Origin of the sequence: Streptomyces sp. A2-16 (assembly GCF_018128905.1) — a bacterium.
In the GTDB taxonomy this organism is placed as follows: domain Bacteria; phylum Actinomycetota; class Actinomycetes; order Streptomycetales; family Streptomycetaceae; genus Streptomyces.
Genome location: NZ_CP063808.1, coordinates 1,314,173 through 1,331,367 on the forward strand (window position 1 = coordinate 1,314,173; position 17,195 = coordinate 1,331,367).

Sequence of the window (17,195 nt, forward strand, 5' to 3'; positions counted from 1 at the left end):
GCTGCGGGCGGCTACTCCGTCCGCAGCCCGTCCGGCCGCATCAGCCTCAGCAGCGGCGGCAGACTCAGCAGCGTCACCGCGAGCACGACCCCCGCGCCGACGCCCGTCATCGACAGCACACTCGTCCAGTCCACCCGGACCGAGGTGCTCGTCATCCTCAGCAGGACCACGCCCAGCGTCAGCCCCACCACCGACGCCAGCAGCAGCCCGAGCGCGACCGGGATCGCCGTCTGCCACAGCACCGACAGGCTCAGGGTGCGCCGCTTGGTGCCGAAGGCGACCAGCGCCGACAGCAGCTTCTTGCGCTCCCGCAGCTGTTCCAGCTGGGAGACCAGCAGGCTCGCCCCGATCAGCGCCAGCACACAGGCGGCGCCCACGAACAGGCCGGTGCGGATCGACTCGTAGCGGTCGTTGCTCTGGGTGGACACCCAGGTCATCGGCTCCTCGTGGGGGTCGATCCGGGCGGCCGTGTTGCGGACGTACTCGCGCGCGTCCGGCAGCGAGTCGTCGAGCCGCAGGTAGATCTGTCCGCGCACACCCGCCGCGGCCTTCGCGGGGAAGGCGCCCGGGGTGACCAGGAGTCCTCCGCGCCGGTAGCCCGTGGGGTCGGCGATGGACTCCGCCTGCTTGACGGCCTTCGGGACCGTCCAGACGACCGAGGTGGGCTTCTCCGGGTCCTCGGAGGTGTCGAACCAGAGCTTCCTGCCGGGCCGGGCCGCCGCGGTCGACTCGTCGTCGGCGTTCAGCCTGTCGGTGGCGCCCTCGCCCGCCTCCGGCGCGACATGGGAGGCGAAGACGTCACCGTCGCGGCAGGAGGTCAGCTTGGCCACCTCGCGCAGGGACGTGCAGTCCGCGACGGTCACCCGGGCCCAGCTCGCGTCGTCGCCCGGCCCGTCGTTGACGAAGCCCTCGTCGAACGCGTACACCTGCCGGACGCCCTTGGTCTCGGCCAGTTCCTTCGCGGTCGCCGCGAGCGACTGCCCCTTCGGGACGCTCACCTGCATCTGCGCCCGCGAGATGTCGTAGCCGGTGTCCTTCGTGTAGTCGCTCTCGGTGCCGGCGAACAGCATCTGCAGCGCGATCGCCCCGGCCACCGCGACCGCGATGCCGTTGACCATCCGGGCCGCCGTGCCGCTGCTCAACTGCAGCCTGCGCACGGCCAGTTGCCAGGACAGTCCGCCCGCGCCCAGCCGGGCCACGACCGCCTCGACGATCCACGGCAGCAGCGCGGTCACGCCGACCAGGAGCAGTATCACTCCGCCCGTGACGAGGTACTGGTTGAAGTCGCCGCCGTCCCGGCCCTGTCCGACCATCGGGTAGAGCATCCCGAGGCCGGCCAGCGGCAGCAGCAGCCGCCACCACAGCCTGCGCCGTGCGGGCTTCGCCGTCCGCACCACACCGAGCGGCTCGATCACCACGCCCCGCAGCGCGAGCAGCGTCACCAGCACGGCCGCCGCGGGCACCGCGACCGCGACCAGCAGGGCCAGCAGCGGCGAGGGGTTGAGATAGCTCGGGAACACGCTCTGCCCGAACACCTCGACGGAACCGGCCACTTCACGGCCGATCAGGAAGAACACGGTGCCGAGGACGAGTCCGAGCACCGAGCCCGCCAGCGCCTCGCCGGCGGCGATCCGCCGGGTCGAGCGGCCGTCGGCGCCCACCAGCCGCAGCGCCGCGAGCCTCCGGTCGCGCCGCTCGCCGCCGAAGCGCACGGCCGCGGTGATGAACACGGCGACCGGCATCAGCAGCACCACGAAGACGACCAGGACCAGCAGCACCAGCACCGGGTCGGATTCCGACTCGGTCGGGTTCGGGTTCCCGTACTTGTCGATCCGGCTGATCCCGGCGCCGTTGATGTCCTGGCCGGCGAGCCCCTCGGCCCCGCGGTAGAAGGCGAGTTCGTGGGAGCCGATCAGCCCGCTCTCGCCGATCGTCCCGACGATCGGGTTCGGCAGCCGCTCCCGCAGGAGCTTGCCGTCGGGGGACTCCAGCAGTTTCTTCAGCGCGGGGGAGACGACCATGTCGCCGACCGCGGGGAACTTCGCGACCCCCGGCGGCAGGGGCGCCTTCGGGCCCTCGGGCTCCAGGTCCCGGCCGCGGACGTCCATGTCCCGGAAGGTGGTCGACGCGTTCCCCGACAGCAGGGTGTTGTCGGCCTTCTTCATCTCTTGCCCGTAGTTGGTGTCCGCGCGGGCGTCGCCCCGCTGGTGCCGGACCGCCAGCGCGTTCGGCAGTGCGGTGGTCAACAGCAGCAGCGCCACCCCGAGCCCGACACCGACCGCGGTCAGCAGCGCCCGGACCCACCCCTCGCGTCCGCCCGCGAAGGCGAACTTGACCCCCATGCCGAGGTCTCTGGACCACTGGCGCAGGCTCATACGACCCGCTCCATGTCCCGGGACTTCCCGTCCCGTACGACGATCTCGCGGTCGGAGTAGGCGGCGACCCGTGCCTCGTGGGTGACGAGGACGACGGCCGCGTTGGTGGACCGGGCCGCCTCGGTGAGCAGTTCCATGACCCGTTCGCCGTTGAGGGAGTCGAGCGCGCCGGTCGGCTCGTCGGCGAACAGCACCCGCGGGCCCGTCACCAGGGACCGGGCCACGGCCACCCGCTGCCCCTGACCGCCGGACACCTCGCCGGGCCGCTTCTTGCGCAGGTCGTCGACCTCCAGGCGCTCCATCCACACCAGCGCGGCCTTCTCGGCCTCCTTGCGGGAGGTGCCGTTCAGCCGCAGCGGCAGCGCCACGTTCTCCACGCAGGTCAGCTCGGGCACCAGCTGTCCGAACTGGAAGACGAACCCGAACTCGGAGCGCCTGAGCGCACTGCGCTCGGCGTCGCTCATCGTCGCCATCTCGCGGCCGTTGTACAGGATCGAGCCCGAGTCGGGCGTGACGATCCCGGCCAGACAGTGCAGCAGGGTCGACTTGCCGGACCCGGACGGGCCCATCACGGCGACGACCTCGCCGGGGTGGATGGAGAACTCGGCGCCGTCGAGCGCGACAGTAGGACCGTACGCCTTGCACAGCTTGTCGGCGACGAGAAGGGAACCGGCCGGGGTCACTTGACCACCTCCGCGAGCTTGTCGAGACGCGCGGCGGTCAGTTCCAGCCAGCGCAGGTCGGCTTCCAGGTGGAACAGGGCGTGGTCGCAGATCAGCTGGTCGGCGAGGTCGCCCTTGCGCTTGCGGTCGGTGAGGATGCGCATCATCCGCAGATGCTCGGCGCGCTGGTTGTCGAGGATGTCACCGGCGTCGCGGTGGGTGAGCAGCGCGAGGACGACCTTCGTGTACAGCGTGGACTGAAGGTACGGCTCGGGCTTCTCCGGCGTCGCGAGCCACCGCTGCACGTCGGTGATCCCGGCGTCCGTGATGGCGTACCGCTTGCGCTCGGGGCCGCCGCCGGGCTCGATCCCGTCGACTTCGACGAGACCGTTCTTCAGCAGTCGGGACATGGTCGAGTAGACCTGGCCGTAGTGCAGCGGCCGGTCGTGACCGAACTTCTCGTCGAAGGCCCGCTTGAGGTCGTAGCCGTGGCGGGGCCCGGACTCCAGGAGTCCCAGGAGGGTGTGACCGATGGACATGCACAGGACTGTACATGCGGTGTATACCCCACGTGTATACATGGGGTGTGCAGACGGGTCCGGGGGGTGAGGAGCCGCAGGTGGGGGCCGATTGTCACGGTTCTGCTACGCGCCTCCAGTGCCTCCAGTGCCCCCGCCGTCCTCGGCCTCTCCCGCGGCCTTGGGCGGCCGTCCCCGGCGCGGCAGCGGCCCGGTGTCCCCGGGCAGCCGGCCGGCCTCCTTCAGGGCCCTGCGGAGCAGGAACTCGATCTGCGCGTTCGCCGACCGCAGCTCGTCCCCGGCCCACCGCGCCAGCGCCTCGTACACCAGCGGGTCCAGCCTCAGCAGCACCTGCTTGCGCTGCTGAGGCCGCCGCTCGGGGGGGCCGCCCTCAGAAGGTGCGGAAGGTGCCGTCACTGGTAGAGCGTCCCGGTGTTGAGGACCGGCTGCGGGGCCCGGTCGCCGCACAGCACCACCATCAGGTTGGACACCATCGCCGCCTTGCGCTCGTCGTCCAGCTCGACGATGTCCCGCTCGGTGATGCGGGCGAGCGCCTCCTCGACCATGCCGACCGCGCCCTCCACGATCTGGCGGCGGGCCGCGACGACCGCGCCGGCCTGCTGCCGCTGGAGCATCGCCGAGGCGATCTCGGGAGCGTAGGCGAGGTGGGTGAAGCGGGACTCGATGATCTGCACGCCGGCCGTCTCCACGCGCGCGTGCAGCTCGGTGGCGAGCTTCTGGGTGATCTCGTCGGCGTTGCCGCGCAGCGAGAGCCCTTCCTCGTCGTGGGCGTCGTAGGGGTACTCGATCGCGATGTGCCGTACGGCCGTCTCGGTCTGGGTGGCGACGAACTTCACGAAGTTGTCCACCTCGAAGGTGGCCTGTGCGGTGTCCTCGACCTTCCACACCACGACCGCGGCCAGCTCGATCGGGTTGCCGTAGGCGTCGTTGACCTTGAGGACGGCGGTCTCGTGGTTGCGGACCCGGGTGGAGACCTTGGTGCGGGAGGTGAAGGGGTTCACCCAGCGCAGGCCGTCCTGGCGGATCGTGCCCTTGTAGCGGCCGAAGAGCTGGACGACCCGGGCCTCGCCCGGCGCGACCGTGTTCAGGCCGCGCAGCGAGATCAGCGCGGCGATCAGGACGAGCGCACCGCCGACCGCGAAGCCGGGGCTCTCCCCGCTCGCGGCGAACAGGACGACGGCGATCAGCAGCCCGAGCAGGCCCAGCAGCAGCGCGAGCGCGCCGCCGATGCTGTGCGCGGCGACCTCCCGCACGCGCGGGGCGGGCATGTCGGGTGTGTCCGTGGCGGGCACGGAATCGTGTGCGGACATGGAGGGTCCCCCCGTTTCAAGGTCTATCTTGGTTCTAGCTAAGTGATATCACTTTACCCCTTCCCGGCAACCTTGAAGCCCCCTCGGAGGTCTGGTTCCGAGGAGGCGGGTGCTGATTCTCACGCCCTCCCGAGACCGGACCGAAGGCCCTGTGTCATATAGACCGGTGTTAGCTTTCTGAGCTGACCTGAGCCACGAACCTGTGTGGCCGCCGATGAGGAAGCGGAGCGAGTCGACCCATGGGACGAGCGGAAGAGAGAAGAGCACGTCAGCGCGGTGGTCGCCGCGCGGCGCCGCCCACGCGCTCGTCCGGGACGCCGAGCGAGGGCATCGCGACCGGCGGCAGGGCCGCGGCCCGCAAGGCCGCCGCCCGCGGTAAGAAGGGCGCGAAGAACGGTAAGAGCGGCATACGCCGGCTCTTCACCTGGAAGAAGATCCTCGGCACCTTCTTCGCCTTCTGCCTGCTCGGCATCGGCGCCTTCGTCGTGATGTACATGATGATCGACGTGCCCAAGGGCAACGCGGCCGCGCAGGAACAGAGCAACATCTACAAGTACAGCGACGGCTCGGTCATGGCCCGCGAGGGCGACACCAACCGCGAGATCGTCGACCTCTCCGAGGTGCCCAAGCCGGTCCAGCGCACCTTCGTGGCGGCCGAGAACAAGACCTTCTACACGGACGCGGGCATCGACCTCAAGGGCACCGCCCGCGGTCTGATCAACACCCTCTCCGGCAAGGGCAAGCAGGGTGGCTCCACGATCACCCAGCAGTACGTCAAGAACTACTACCTCGACCAGGACCAGACCGTCACGCGCAAGCTGAAGGAACTGGTCATCTCGCTGAAGGTCGACCGCACCACGTCCAAGGACGACATCCTCGCGGGCTACATCAACACCAGCTACTACGGCCGCGGCGCCTACGGCATCCAGGCCGCCGCCCAGGACTACTACCGCGTCGACGCCAAGAAGCTCTCCGTCGCGCAGGGCGCCTATCTCGCCGCGCTGCTCCAGGCGCCGAGCCAGTACGACTGGGCGGTCGCCAGCGACACCGGCAAGAAGCTCGTGCAGGCGCGCTGGAACTACGTCCTGGACAACATGGTCGGGCAGGGCTGGCTGAGCAAGGCCGAGCGCGACAAGATGACGTTCCCGGTGCCCAAGGAGCCCAAGGCCGCCCCGGGCATGGAGGGCCAGAAGGGCTACTTCATCAAGCTCGCCAAACAGCAGCTGGAGAAGCAGCTGATGGCCAAGGAAGGCATCACCCAGGACGAGGCGGAGGCCCGGGTCGAGAACTCGGGGTGGACCATCACCCTGAACATCGACAAGAAGAAGCAGGCCCAGCTGGAGAAGGCGGTCAAGACCCAGCTGACCAGCAAGCTGGACCCGAAGAAGCGCACGGTCGACAAGAACGTCCAGGCGGGTGCCGCCTCCGTCGACCCCAAGACGGGGAAGATCGTCGCCCTGTACGGCGGTTCGGACTACACCAAGCACTACATCAGCAACGCCAACCGCACCGACTACCAGCCCGCCTCGACCTTCAAGCCGGTCATCCTCGCCGCCGCCCTGGAGAACGGCTCCGAGACGCAGAGCGGCAAGGCGATCGGCGCGAACACGATCTACGACGGCACCAGCAAGCGCCAGGTCGTGGACAGCAACGGCGACAAGGTCGGCTTCGCCCCCGAGAACGAGGACGACCACGACTACGGCAAGCAGGTCACCGTCCAGACGGCGATGAACCAGTCCATCAACTCCGTCTTCGCGCAGATGGGTGTCGACGTCGGCATGGACAAGGTGCTGGCGACCGCCACCAAGCTCGGCATGGACACCGGCAAGCTCAAGCCGCTGCCCGCCTACACCCTGGGCACCATGGGCGCGAGCCCGATCCAGATGGCCGGCGTCTACGCCACCCTCGACAACCACGGCAAGCAGGTCACGCCGACCATCATCAAGTCGGCGGAGCAGGGCGGCACCGAGTTCCAGATGCCCGACCCGATCGGCGACCAGGTCATCAGCCGGGAGGCCGCCGACACGGTCACCTCGGTGCTGACCGGCGTGGTCGACGACGGTACGGCCGAGGTGTCCGTGGCGGAGAACCCGGCCCGCGACGGCCGCAAGGTCGCCGGCAAGACCGGTACCTCCGACGACAACAAGTCGGCCTGGTTCACCGGCTTCACCCCGGACCTCGTCACCTCGGTCGGTCTCTTCGGCGAGGACTACAAGACCCGCGGCCAGAGCAAGATGTACAAGACCGCCGGCCTTCCCCGGGTCAACGGCGGTGGCTTCCCGGCGCAGATCTGGGCGGCCTACACCTTCGGCGTGGCGGGCAAGAACACCAAGTTCGACCTGGACACCGACCAGGGTGCCGCGGTCCAGCCCAGCTGGACCCCGAGCCCCTCGGCGACCCCGTCCAACACCCCGTCGTCGACCCCGACCACGGAGAAGCCGTCGGAAACCCCGTCGGAGACGCCGACGACGACTCCGCCGTCGACCCCGTCCAACACCCCGACGACGACTCCGCCGACGACGACCCCGCCGACGACACCGCAGAACACCCCGACAGCACCGGAGAACCCGTTCGACCCGAACGACGAACAGTAGCGACGGACACAGAGAGAGGGGCGCCCGGCACAGGCCGGGCGCCCCTCTCGTCGTTCCTGGGGCCGCTACCCCCTGTTGAGCTCGAACCAGACCACCTTGCCGGTGCTCAGCCGAGTGGCCCCCCACCGCCGGGCGAGCCGGTTGACCAGATACAGCCCCCGCCCGCCCTCGTCGGTGGCCCGGGCCTGCCGCAACCGCGGCAGCTGCGGCACGTCGTCCCCGACCTCGCACCGCAGCACATCGGTCCGCAGCAGCCGGAGCGTCACCGGCCGGGTCGCGTACCGCACCGCGTTGGTGACGACCTCACTCACCAACAGCTCGACGGAGTCGGTCAGATCCTCCATGCCCCACCGCGACAACGCCCGCCGCGCGAGCCGCCGTGCCCGCCCCGGGGCCGCGTCCTCCGGCTCCAGGAACCAGTACGCCACATCACTCGGCGCGATCCCGTCGAAGCGGGCCGCGAGCAGCGCGATGTCGTCGTCCCGGTCGCCAGGACCGAGCATGTCGAGCACCTCGTCGCACAGTGCCTCCAGCGGCGGCGGATGATCCGGCCCGGTCAGCTGCGCGGTCGCGGCGAGCTTCTCCCGCAGCTGCTCTATGCCGGTCCACACGTCCCGCAGGCGCGACTCGACGAGCCCGTCGGTGTACAGCAGCAGCGTCGCCCCGGCCGGCGCGTCCAGTTCCACGGCCTCGAAGTCCACGCCCCCGACACCGATCGGCGCGCCCGGCGGCACCCGCAGCACCTCCGCGCGGCCGCCCAGATGCAGCAGCACCGGCGGCGGATGACCCGCGTTGGCGATGGTGATCCGGTGCGACACCGGGTCGTAGACCGCGTAGAGGCAGGTCGCCATACGGTCCGTGCCGAGCCGCTGGGCCTGCTCGTCGAGGTGGTGCAGCACCTCCTGCGGGGGCAGGTCGAGCCCGGCGAGGGTCTGCGCGGTCGTGCGCAGCTGGCCCATGATCGCCGCGGACGTCATGGAGTGCCCCATCACGTCACCCACGACCAGCGCGACACGGCTGCCGGGCAGCGGGATCGCGTCGTACCAGTCACCGCCCACCCGGGCCGTCTCGGCGGCCGGCAGATAGCGCGAGGCCAGCCGGACGCCGGTCGGGCGGGGGAGCGTCTCGGGCAGCATGGTGCGCTGGAGCTCGTCGGCGATGTACGCCTCACGGCCGTAGAGGACCGCCTTGTCGATGCCCAGCGCGCTGTGCGTGGCGAGCTGGGCGGCGACCAGCAGGTCGTCCGGGTCGAAGGCGATGCGGTCGGGGCGGCGCAGGAACAGGGCGGCCCCGATCACCCGGCGCCGGCCGCGCAGCGGGGCGAGAATCGCGCGACGCCCCGACGGCACGGCGAACTCGCAGCCCTCGCCGAGCAGTTCCGGCAGCGCCGCGTGGGCCGCGGGAGTGTCCGTGAAGACCGGGCGCACCCCGCGCAGCACCTCGGCGAGCGCGCTGCCAGGCTGCACCTCGCACAGTTCGGTGCCGAGCGCGTCCAGCTCGCTCGGGTTCTCCGGCACCGGCACCGGCAGGATGCCGTCCTCCAGATCCCGCTCCTGCTGCGGGATGCGGTCGCTGCGCCGCAGCCGGAGCACCAGGGGGCCGGTGGGCCGCTCGTCGCCCACGGGCAGCGGGTCGCGCAGATAGACGAGGATCGCGTCCGAGAAGGTCGGCACGGTCGCCCGGCACAGCCCCATCACGATCTCGTCCAGATCGATGCCGCGCGCGATCCGACGGGTCGCCGCGCCCACGAAACGCAGCCGGTCCCCGTCCCGCCGCATGGGCGTGGGCCGGCCCGGGGGCAGCCCCTGGCCGCTACGGCGTTCGTCGCCGCTCTGGGGCACCCGCTCGTCCTCGCCGCCCGGCTGGACCGGGACGCCGTCGGGAACGGGCCGCGGGCGGTGCGTGTCCTGCTCCGCGGCGGCCGGCTGGGAGTGCTCGGGGCCGGTACCGGCCGGGTTCATGCCCATGTCCTTGTGGTTGCCGGTCCTCCCGGTCGTGCTGTGGCCGCCCTGGACGACGGGTGCCGTCTCGGGCGCGGTCTCACCGGAGCGGGCCTGGACGGGTAAAGCGGTCGACGCCTCGACGCCCTGGGCGGGCGGTGGCGCCGGGGAACGCAGGAGCGCCCCGCGGGGGTCCGTGGGGTCGACGCCCGGTTGGGGGCGTTCGAAGGAGGTCGGGTGCTCCGTCACGCGTGTCGAATCCGTCCGTCCGGGGCTGCGCGCCGTACGCGCAGTTGGTCCCGCCGAAATCCCGATACCCGGAATGCATGTCCCAGGAACGGTATTCCCGCGTGGTCAGGGGCTGTTCCTGCGTTTTTGGTCAACCTTCCGCGGCCCGTACCGGTGTTGCCCTCGTACCCCACGCTCACGTCCTGCCGCCCCTCGGTGACGATCGGTCAAGCCCAGTGCCCGCTCCGGAAGTTGCCGCTGCGCGCTCTTGCGGAGGACGATCCTACGTTTGCAGACCGGGGGCGCATCAAGGGTCTCATGAGGACAAGTGCGCGGGCGTACGGTCCCAGTCTTCCGGAAGGAGCGGGACAGTCCAGGACGGATCGGGCCGCCAGTCGGGCCAGCCGTCCGAGAACGGCGGGCCCCAGGCGCGGATCACCTCCACCGCGGACACCCCCGCCGCCCTGACCTGTTCGGCCAGGTCCGGGCCCATCAGGCCGTCCCGCTGGGCCTGCGCGAACTCGTCCTCGTCCCGCCACTGCCAATCGCGGTCCGGATCCACGGTGATGTCCAGGAAGTGGTCCTCGGAGTCCACACCCCCGGCCCAACGCGTCAGCGGCTCCTCGAGGTTCACGTACCAGTTCTTGAACCGCCAGCCCGGCTCCCAGAACAGCCACACCGACCACGGCAGCCCCGGCCGTGCCAGCTTCAGCACCCCGGTGCCGAACCAGCGGTCCCGCTGCACCGAACGCGGCTTGGTGTAACGGGACTCCAGCGGCTCGGCGTGCACCGGTGTGCCGTCGGCCAGCACCGGCTTCACACACTCGGTGCCCGGTGCCAGCCAGACGGCGAGCAGGTCCTCGTCGTCGCGCACGACGGTGACCGGGCGGGCGATGTGGAACTGCGCGCCCGCGTTCTCCCGGTAGCGCCACAGGATCTGACTCCCGGGCTCCCAGAAGCGCGCCGACGTGCCTGCTTCCACCGCTCTCACCGCTCCACCGTCTGCCATGCACAGATATTAGGTGCCATAGGCATACGACGCTGCGGTGCGCGTCACGGTTCACGCCGGCGAAGGGAAAGGTTACGGCCGCGTCATCCGCAGGACATCCAGGGCCTCGTCGAGCTGCTGTTCCGTCAGGTCACCGCGCTCGACGTACCCGCTCTCCAGCACGACCTGGCGGATCGTCTTCCGCTCGGCCAGCGACTTCTTGGCGACCTTCGCGGCCTCCTCGTACCCGATGTACTTGTTGAGCGGGGTGACCACGGAGGGGGAGGACTCGGCGTACTCCCGGGCCCGTTCGCGGTGGGCGACGATGCCGTCGACGGTCCGGTCGGCGAGCAGCCGGGAGACGTTGGCCAGCAGCCGGATCGACTCCAGGACGTTCTTCGCGATGACCGGCAGCATGACGTTGAGCTCGAAGTTGCCGGCCGCGCCGGCGGTCGCGACGGTGGCGTCGTTGCCGATCACCTGGGCGGCGACCATGAGGACGGCCTCCGGGATCACCGGGTTGACCTTGCCGGGCATGATCGAGGAGCCGGGCTGGAGGTCCGGGAGCGAGATCTCGGCCAGCCCCGTCCTGGGCCCGGAGGACATCCACCGCAGATCGTTAGCGATCTTCGTCAGCCCGACCGCGATGGTCCGCAGCTGCCCGCTGGTCTCGACGATCCCGTCCCGCGCGCCCTGCGCCTCGAAGTGGTCCCTCGCCTCGGTGAGCGGCAGCCCGGTGGTGCGGGCGACCTCCTCGATGACGGCGGCGGAGAAACCGGGCGGGGTGTTGATGCCGGTGCCGACGGCGGTGCCGCCCAGCGGCAGCTCTGCGAGCCGGGGCAGGGAGGCCTCGAGCCGTTCGACGCCGTACCTGATCTGGGCGGCGTACCCGCCGAACTCCTGGCCCAGGGTCACCGGGGTGGCGTCCATGAGGTGCGTCCGCCCCGACTTCACGACGTCGGCGAACTCCTCGGACTTCCGGCCGAGGGCGTCGGCGAGGTGCTGGAGCGCCGGGATCAGGTCGCGGGTGACGGCGGCGGTGGCGGCGATGTGGATGGAGGAGGGGAAGACGTCGTTGGACGACTGGGAGGCGTTGACGTGGTCGTTGGGGTGCACGGCACGGCCGAGGCGCTCGGTCGCCAGGGTCGCGATGACCTCGTTGGTGTTCATGTTCGACGAGGTACCGGAGCCGGTCTGGAAGACGTCGACGGGGAAGTGCGCGTCCCACTCGCCCCGGGCCACCTCGTCGGCCGCCTCCTGGATCGCCTCGGCGACGTCCTTGTCGAGTACGTTCAGCCGCGCGTTCACCTTTGCGGCCGCCCCCTTGATCCGCGCGAGCGCCTCGATGTGCGCCCGCTCGATCCGCTGCCCGGAAACGGGGAAGTTCTCCACGGCCCGCTGCGTCTGCGCCCGCCACTTGGCGTCCACCGGGACCCGGACCTCGCCCATGGAGTCGTGCTCGATGCGGTATTCGCTCATACCGGGTACAGCGAACGGAGGGACCCGTATGTTCCGCCGTCACCTCACCGGTCCAGCCGGAACCACCTGGCGGGCGGGTACGGGGCCCTGTTGGCCGACGGGGTCGGGGCGGGGCCTTGACGGGGTGCGGAGCCCAGCCTTGACGGGGTGCAGGGCGAGGGTCTGGCGGGGTGGAGGGGCGGGCCCCGGCCGGGTGCGCGGGCGGGCCCCGGCGGCCGGGTGCGGGTACGGAGTTGTGGCGGGGTCCGGGGACGGACCCTCTGGCGTGGCGCAGGTGATGGCATCCCCTGGCGGTCGTCCGTTTCGCCCTCGTCGAGTCCGGCGCGACGCCCGCCTCTCCCAGCGCTCGCTACCGGGTCGCCCTGCGCAGAGTGGAGGGGCGGGACCATGAGGGGGGAGAGGTGAGGACATGACGGTGCGCAGGGACAGACCTCTGCCGGGGTGCGGGAGCAGAGGCCCGGCGGGGTCCGGAGCGGAGTCGTGGCGGGGCGCAGGGGCGGAGCCCCGGTGGGGTTCGCGGCGAGGTCTTGACGGTGTTCGGGGCGGAGCCCCGGTGGGGTGCAGGGGCGGAGCCCCGCGAAGGGGGTTCCGGGGGCGAAGGGGTGGCAGCCCCTCTGGGATGGGGCGGCGGGGTGAGAGGACCTCCCCGCCGTGCCCGAGGGCCCACGCCAGCCCAGGTCCCCGTGCCGGATTCGGGGCGGAGTCCCGTGAAGGTGGTTCCGGGGGCGAAGGGGTGGCAGTCCCCCCGGATGGCGCGGCGGGGGCGAGTGGGCGTCCCCGCCGTGCCCGAGGAGTTACGCCAGCCCAGGTCCCCGTACCGGAATCGACGTGAACGTCGGCGCGGGTGCCGGGTCCTGGAAGAAGTCGTTGCCCTTGTCGTCGACCACGATGAACGCCGGGAAGTCCTCGACCTCGATCTTCCAGACCGCCTCCATGCCGAGCTCCTCGTACTCGACGACCTCGACCTTCTTGATGCAGTCCTGGGCGAGCCGGGCGGCCGGGCCGCCGATCGAGCCGAGGTAGAAGCCGCCGTGGGCGTCGCACGCGGCCGTGACCTGCTTGCTGCGGTTGCCCTTGGCCAGCATCACCTTGGAACCGCCCGCCGCCTGGAACTGCTCGACGTAGGAGTCCATACGGCCGGCCGTGGTCGGACCGAAGGAGCCCGACGCATAGCCCTCGGGCGTCTTCGCCGGCCCCGCGTAGTACACGGGGTGGTCCTTCAGGTACTGCGGCATCTCCTCACCCGCGTCGAGCCGCTCCTTGATCTTGGCGTGCGCGATGTCACGCGCGACCACGAGCGGACCGGTCAGCGAGAGCCGCGTCTTCACCGGGTACTTGGTGAGCTCCGCGAGGATGTCGTCCATCGGCTGGTTGAGATCGATCCGCACGACGTCCGAGGACTCGTCCAGGTGCTCGTCCGTCGTCTCCGGCAGGAACCGCGCCGGGTCCGTCTCCAGCTGCTCCAGGAACACACCCTCCGCGGTGATCTTCGCGACGGCCTGGCGGTCGGCCGAGCAGGACACGGCGATCGCGACCGGGCAGGACGCGCCGTGCCGAGGCAGCCGTACGACACGCACGTCGTGGCAGAAGTACTTGCCGCCGAACTGCGCCCCGATCCCGATCTTCTGCGTCAGCTCGAAGACCTTCTCCTCCAGCTCCTTGTCCCGGAAGCCGTGCCCGAGCTCCGAACCCTCGGCCGGGATCTCGTCCAGGTAGTGCGCGGAGGCGTACTTGGCGGTCTTCAGCGCGTACTCGGCGGACGTGCCGCCGACGACGATCGCCAGGTGGTACGGCGGACAGGCGGCCGTACCGAGCGAACGGATCTTCTCCTCCAGGAACTTCATCATGGAGGCCTCGTTCAGGACGGCCTTCGTCTCCTGGTACAGGAACGACTTGTTGGCCGAGCCGCCGCCCTTCGCCATGAACAGGAACTTGTACGCGCCGCCGTCGGTGGCGTACAGCTCGATCTGCGCGGGGAGGTTGGAGCCGGTGTTCTTCTCGTCCCACATGGTCAGCGGGGCCATCTGCGAGTAGCGCAGGTTGAGGTTCAGGTACGCGTCGTAGATGCCCTTCGACAGCGCCGCCTCGTCACCGCCCTCGGTCAGCACGTTCTGCCCGCGCTTGCCCATCACGATGGCCGTACCGGTGTCCTGGCACATCGGCAGCACACCGGCCGCCGCGATGTTCGCGTTCTTCAGCAGGTCCAGCGCCACGAACTTGTCGTTGCTCGACGCCTCGGGGTCGTCGATGATCCGTCGCAGCTGAGCGAGGTGCGCGGGCCGCAGGTAGTGCTGGATGTCGTGGATGGCCTCCGCGGCGAGCTTGCGCAGCGCCTCGGGCTCCACCTTGAGAAAGGTCCGCCCGTCGGCCTCGAAGGTGGAGACACCCTCGGAGGTCACCAGCCGGTAGGGGGTGGTGTCCTCTCCCATGGGGAGCAGATCGGTGTATGCGAACTCAGGCATCTCAGCCCATTCCTCACTCGAAAGACGGCGGCCCACCGCCGTTGGCGGGCCTCACCAGCCTAGAACCTGTCCAAGGACGGAAGCTTGTGAGGTAGGGCTCAGTCGGTTCACCAAGAGTTGTCCACAGGCCTAGTCGCGATCTATCGCGTTTCGGTACGCTGCTGCCGTGGACCTTCAGAAGCCCGACCTTCACCAGCAGCCGGGCCCCGCACCCGCGGCGGCCGCCCCGCGTGCCTCGGACGCCGACCTGCGTGCCTCGGACGCCGACCGCGACCGTATCGCCGACATCCTGCGCGAGGCCCTCGCCGAGGGCCGCCTCACCGCGGACGAGCACGCCGAGCGGGTCGAGGCGGTGCTGAGCGCGAAGACGGTGGGCGAGCTGGAGGTCTTCATAAGGGACCTGCCGGCGGCCCACGGGCGCCGTGCCGCCCCGGCCTGGGCCCCGGCCCCCCATCGCCCCACCGACGCGATACCCCACGACCCGGACGACAACGTGGTGGCGGTCTTCAGCGGCGCCGTCCGCAAGGGCCGCTGGCGCGCGGGCCGCCGCATCCACGCCTACGCGATCTTCGGCAGCGTCGAGATCGACCTCAGCGAGGCGATCTTCGAGTACCGCCAGGTCGTCATCAAGGCGTTCTCGGTCTGCGGCAGCGTCGAGGTGCGGGTCCCCGAGAACATCTCGCTGCGCGGCTCGGGAGTCGGTGTCCTCGGCGACTTCCAGGTGGACACACTCGACTCGGAGGAGCCGGACGCACCCGTGGTGTACGTCGACGGCTGGGCCGTGCTGGGCAGCGTGGACGCGAAGCCCCGGCGCGGCAAGTTCATCGCGGACATCCTCGACCGGGTGCAGCGCGCGGTGGACCGCAAGGTCGACAGGAGTTTGCGCAAACACCTGGATCGTTGACGGTCGTGAATCCGGGCGGGCCCCGGACGCCCGGATCCGCCCTCGACCGGCTCCCGCGAGGACACCCGAGCACCCGGAAACCAGCGGTTCGGGACTCAGTGCATAGGCGCGCGCACAGCGGGTAGGGCTTGCTGCATCGTCTCTCGCTCGCGAAGCCGTCGTCAGGAGTAGACCGTGCTGCAACCGCCGCATTCGTCCCTGCAGGTCGCTGCCGTTCCGGCCCAGCGGGTGCCAGTGCGGGACAGGGACCAAGACGCTCCATGGCACACCGAGGCGGTGTGCCGGCGCGACGAGGCCGGCCTGTTCTTCGCTCCGTCCAAGGAACCCACCGCCGCCAGGCTCTCCCGCGAGGAGGCCGCGAAGCGCGTCTGTGCCCGCTGTCCGGTCATGGTCGAGTGCCGCGAACACGCCCTGCTCCAGCCCGAGCCCTACGGCGTCTGGGGCGGCCTCACCGCGGCCGAGCGCCGGGTCGTTCTGGCCCGCAGGCGCCGCCGCGACATGGAACTGCAGAAGGCGGCGCGGGCGGCACGCATAGCCCAGGCGGGCTGAGCACCCGTACAAGAAGGCGCCCCCACCGCACCGGGGGCGCCTTCTTGACCGGGTCGAGTGGGCCTACCTAGGGGCGAGCACCCGTACCCCCAGCTATTTGGCGCGATCGAAGTCGATCGCGCTGTAGGCCCGCAGCTTGCTCAGCCGGTGCTCCGAGTCGATCCGCCGCACGGTGCCCGACTTCGACCGCATCACGATCGAGTCGGTCGTCGCCGTCTCCGACCGGTACCGCACGCCCCGCAGCAGTTCGCCGTCGGTGATCCCGGTGGCCACGAAGAACACGTTCTCCCCGGACACCAGGTCGTCGGTCGTGAGCACCCGGTCCAGGTCGTGCCCGGCGTCGATCGCCCGCGCCCGCTCCTCGTCGTCCTTCGGCCACAGCTTGCCCTGGATCGTCCCGCCGAGGCACTTCACGGCACAGGCCGAGATGATCCCCTCGGGCGTGCCGCCGATGCCCAGCAGCATGTCGACGCCGGTGCCCTCGCGCAGCGCGTAGATCGAGCCCGCCACGTCGCCGTCGGAGATCAGCTTGATCCGCGCGCCCGCCTCCCGGATCTCCTTGATGATGCCTTCGTGCCGGGGCCGGTCGAGGATGACCACGGTCACGTCCTCGGGGGTGGACCGCTTGGCCTTGGCGACCCGCCGGATGTTCACGGAGACGGGTGCGTCGATGTCGACGAAGTCCGCCGCCTCGGGCCCCGTGACCAGCTTGTCCATGTAGAACACGGCGGACGGGTCGAACATCGAGCCCCGGTCCGCCGCGGCCAGCACCGCGATCGCGTTCGGCATGCCCTTGGCCGTCAGCGTGGTTCCGTCGATCGGGTCGACGGCGATGTCGCACTCGGGGCCGGTCCCGTCGCCCACGCGCTCCCCGTTGAAGAGCATCGGGGCCTCGTCCTTCTCGCCCTCGCCGATGACGACCACGCCGTTCATCGACACGGTGGAGACCAGGGACCGCATGGCACGCACTGCGGCGCCGTCGGCGCCGTTCTTGTCGCCCCGCCCGACCCAGCGGCCCGCGGCCATCGCGGCGGCTTCGGTCACCCGGACGAGTTCCAGGGCGAGGTTGCGGTCGGGGGCCTCGGAGGGGACTTCGAGTTCGGACGGCAGATGATGATGCTCGGTCATCGGAGCGCACCTTTCTGATACGACGACGGCCGGATGA

General features: G+C 70.5%; 13 protein-coding genes. 3 read left to right on the forward strand and 10 right to left on the reverse strand.

Features of this window, described 5'->3' with window-relative positions; translation table 11 throughout:
* Window positions 1-11: 11 nt before the first annotated feature.
* From IOD14_RS06185 to IOD14_RS06205, 5 genes are all read right to left on the reverse strand, one after another.
* Window positions 12-2,375: an FtsX-like permease family protein gene (locus IOD14_RS06185; RefSeq protein ID WP_123991416.1), complete on the reverse strand. Its 2,364-nt coding sequence runs from the start codon at window positions 2,373-2,375 to the stop codon at window positions 12-14.
* Window positions 2,372-3,058, reverse strand: coding sequence for an ABC transporter ATP-binding protein (locus tag IOD14_RS06190; protein ID WP_212669837.1), 687 nt, complete (start codon window positions 3,056-3,058; stop codon window positions 2,372-2,374). The genes IOD14_RS06185 and IOD14_RS06190 overlap by 4 nt, the downstream gene beginning before the upstream one ends.
* Complete coding sequence (locus IOD14_RS06195; RefSeq protein WP_007384438.1) at window positions 3,055-3,576, reverse strand: PadR family transcriptional regulator; 522 nt, start codon at window positions 3,574-3,576, stop codon at window positions 3,055-3,057. Before IOD14_RS06195 ends, IOD14_RS06190 begins: the two co-directional genes overlap by 4 nt.
* Before the next feature lie 105 nt (window positions 3,577-3,681).
* Complete coding sequence (locus IOD14_RS06200; protein ID WP_212669838.1) at window positions 3,682-3,972, reverse strand: hypothetical protein; 291 nt, start codon at window positions 3,970-3,972, stop codon at window positions 3,682-3,684.
* Window positions 3,969-4,886, reverse strand: coding sequence for an SPFH domain-containing protein (locus IOD14_RS06205; RefSeq protein ID WP_123991419.1), 918 nt, complete (start codon window positions 4,884-4,886; stop codon window positions 3,969-3,971). Before IOD14_RS06205 ends, IOD14_RS06200 begins: the two co-directional genes overlap by 4 nt.
* Before the next feature lie 239 nt (window positions 4,887-5,125).
* Between IOD14_RS06205 and IOD14_RS06210 the strand changes: the two genes are divergently transcribed.
* Entirely contained in the window at window positions 5,126-7,480 is a 2,355-nt protein-coding gene (locus IOD14_RS06210; protein WP_212669839.1) for a transglycosylase domain-containing protein, read from the forward strand.
* Window positions 7,481-7,545: 65 nt separating this feature from the next.
* Here IOD14_RS06210 and IOD14_RS06215 read toward each other — a convergent pair whose 3' ends face one another.
* The 4 genes from IOD14_RS06215 to IOD14_RS06230 form a co-directional block, all read right to left on the reverse strand.
* Window positions 7,546-9,669, reverse strand: coding sequence for a SpoIIE family protein phosphatase (locus IOD14_RS06215; protein WP_212669840.1), 2,124 nt, complete (start codon window positions 9,667-9,669; stop codon window positions 7,546-7,548).
* Window positions 9,670-9,964: 295 nt separating this feature from the next.
* Window positions 9,965-10,657, reverse strand: coding sequence for a DUF402 domain-containing protein (locus IOD14_RS06220; RefSeq protein WP_174269223.1), 693 nt, complete (start codon window positions 10,655-10,657; stop codon window positions 9,965-9,967).
* Between the two features lie 72 nt (window positions 10,658-10,729).
* The gene (locus tag IOD14_RS06225) at window positions 10,730-12,115 is read right to left on the reverse strand and encodes a class II fumarate hydratase (RefSeq protein WP_123991422.1); all 1,386 of its coding nucleotides are present in this window, start codon (window positions 12,113-12,115) and stop codon (window positions 10,730-10,732) included.
* A 794-nt stretch (window positions 12,116-12,909) separates the two neighbouring features.
* A complete protein-coding gene (locus IOD14_RS06230; protein WP_212669841.1) occupies window positions 12,910-14,577 on the reverse strand; it encodes a fumarate hydratase in 1,668 nt (555 codons plus the stop codon).
* Window positions 14,578-14,743: 166 nt separating this feature from the next.
* On the opposite strand from IOD14_RS06230, the gene IOD14_RS06235 reads away from it, so the two are divergent.
* Together IOD14_RS06235 and IOD14_RS06240 are read left to right on the forward strand one after the other, a co-directional pair.
* Window positions 14,744-15,481, forward strand: coding sequence for a DUF1707 domain-containing protein (locus tag IOD14_RS06235; RefSeq protein WP_123991424.1), 738 nt, complete (start codon window positions 14,744-14,746; stop codon window positions 15,479-15,481).
* 174 nt (window positions 15,482-15,655) lie between these two features.
* Window positions 15,656-16,030, forward strand: coding sequence for a WhiB family transcriptional regulator (locus tag IOD14_RS06240; RefSeq protein WP_123991425.1), 375 nt, complete (start codon window positions 15,656-15,658; stop codon window positions 16,028-16,030).
* A 93-nt stretch (window positions 16,031-16,123) separates the two neighbouring features.
* Here the strand turns inward: IOD14_RS06240 and glpX are convergent, their stop codons facing one another.
* Window positions 16,124-17,158: a class II fructose-bisphosphatase gene (glpX, locus tag IOD14_RS06245; protein ID WP_123991426.1), complete on the reverse strand. Its 1,035-nt coding sequence runs from the start codon at window positions 17,156-17,158 to the stop codon at window positions 16,124-16,126.
* Window positions 17,159-17,195 lie beyond the last annotated feature (37 nt).

Excerpts from the sequence above, each read along its gene's own strand:
- IOD14_RS06185 (WP_123991416.1), bottom strand. The coding sequence starts at position 2,375 with ATGAGCCTGCGCCAGTGGTCCAGAGACCTCGGCATGGGGGTCAAGTTC.
- IOD14_RS06195 (WP_007384438.1), bottom strand. The coding sequence starts at position 3,576 with ATGTCCATCGGTCACACCCTCCTGGGACTCCTGGAGTCCGGGCCCCGC.
- IOD14_RS06205 (WP_123991419.1), bottom strand. The coding sequence starts at position 4,886 with ATGTCCGCACACGATTCCGTGCCCGCCACGGACACACCCGACATGCCC.
- IOD14_RS06210 (WP_212669839.1), top strand. The coding sequence starts at position 5,126 with ATGGGACGAGCGGAAGAGAGAAGAGCACGTCAGCGCGGTGGTCGCCGC.
- IOD14_RS06220 (WP_174269223.1), bottom strand. The coding sequence starts at position 10,657 with ATGGCAGACGGTGGAGCGGTGAGAGCGGTGGAAGCAGGCACGTCGGCG.
- IOD14_RS06225 (WP_123991422.1), bottom strand. The coding sequence starts at position 12,115 with ATGAGCGAATACCGCATCGAGCACGACTCCATGGGCGAGGTCCGGGTC.
- IOD14_RS06230 (WP_212669841.1), bottom strand. The coding sequence starts at position 14,577 with ATGCCTGAGTTCGCATACACCGATCTGCTCCCCATGGGAGAGGACACC.
- glpX (WP_123991426.1), bottom strand. The coding sequence starts at position 17,158 with ATGACCGAGCATCATCATCTGCCGTCCGAACTCGAAGTCCCCTCCGAG.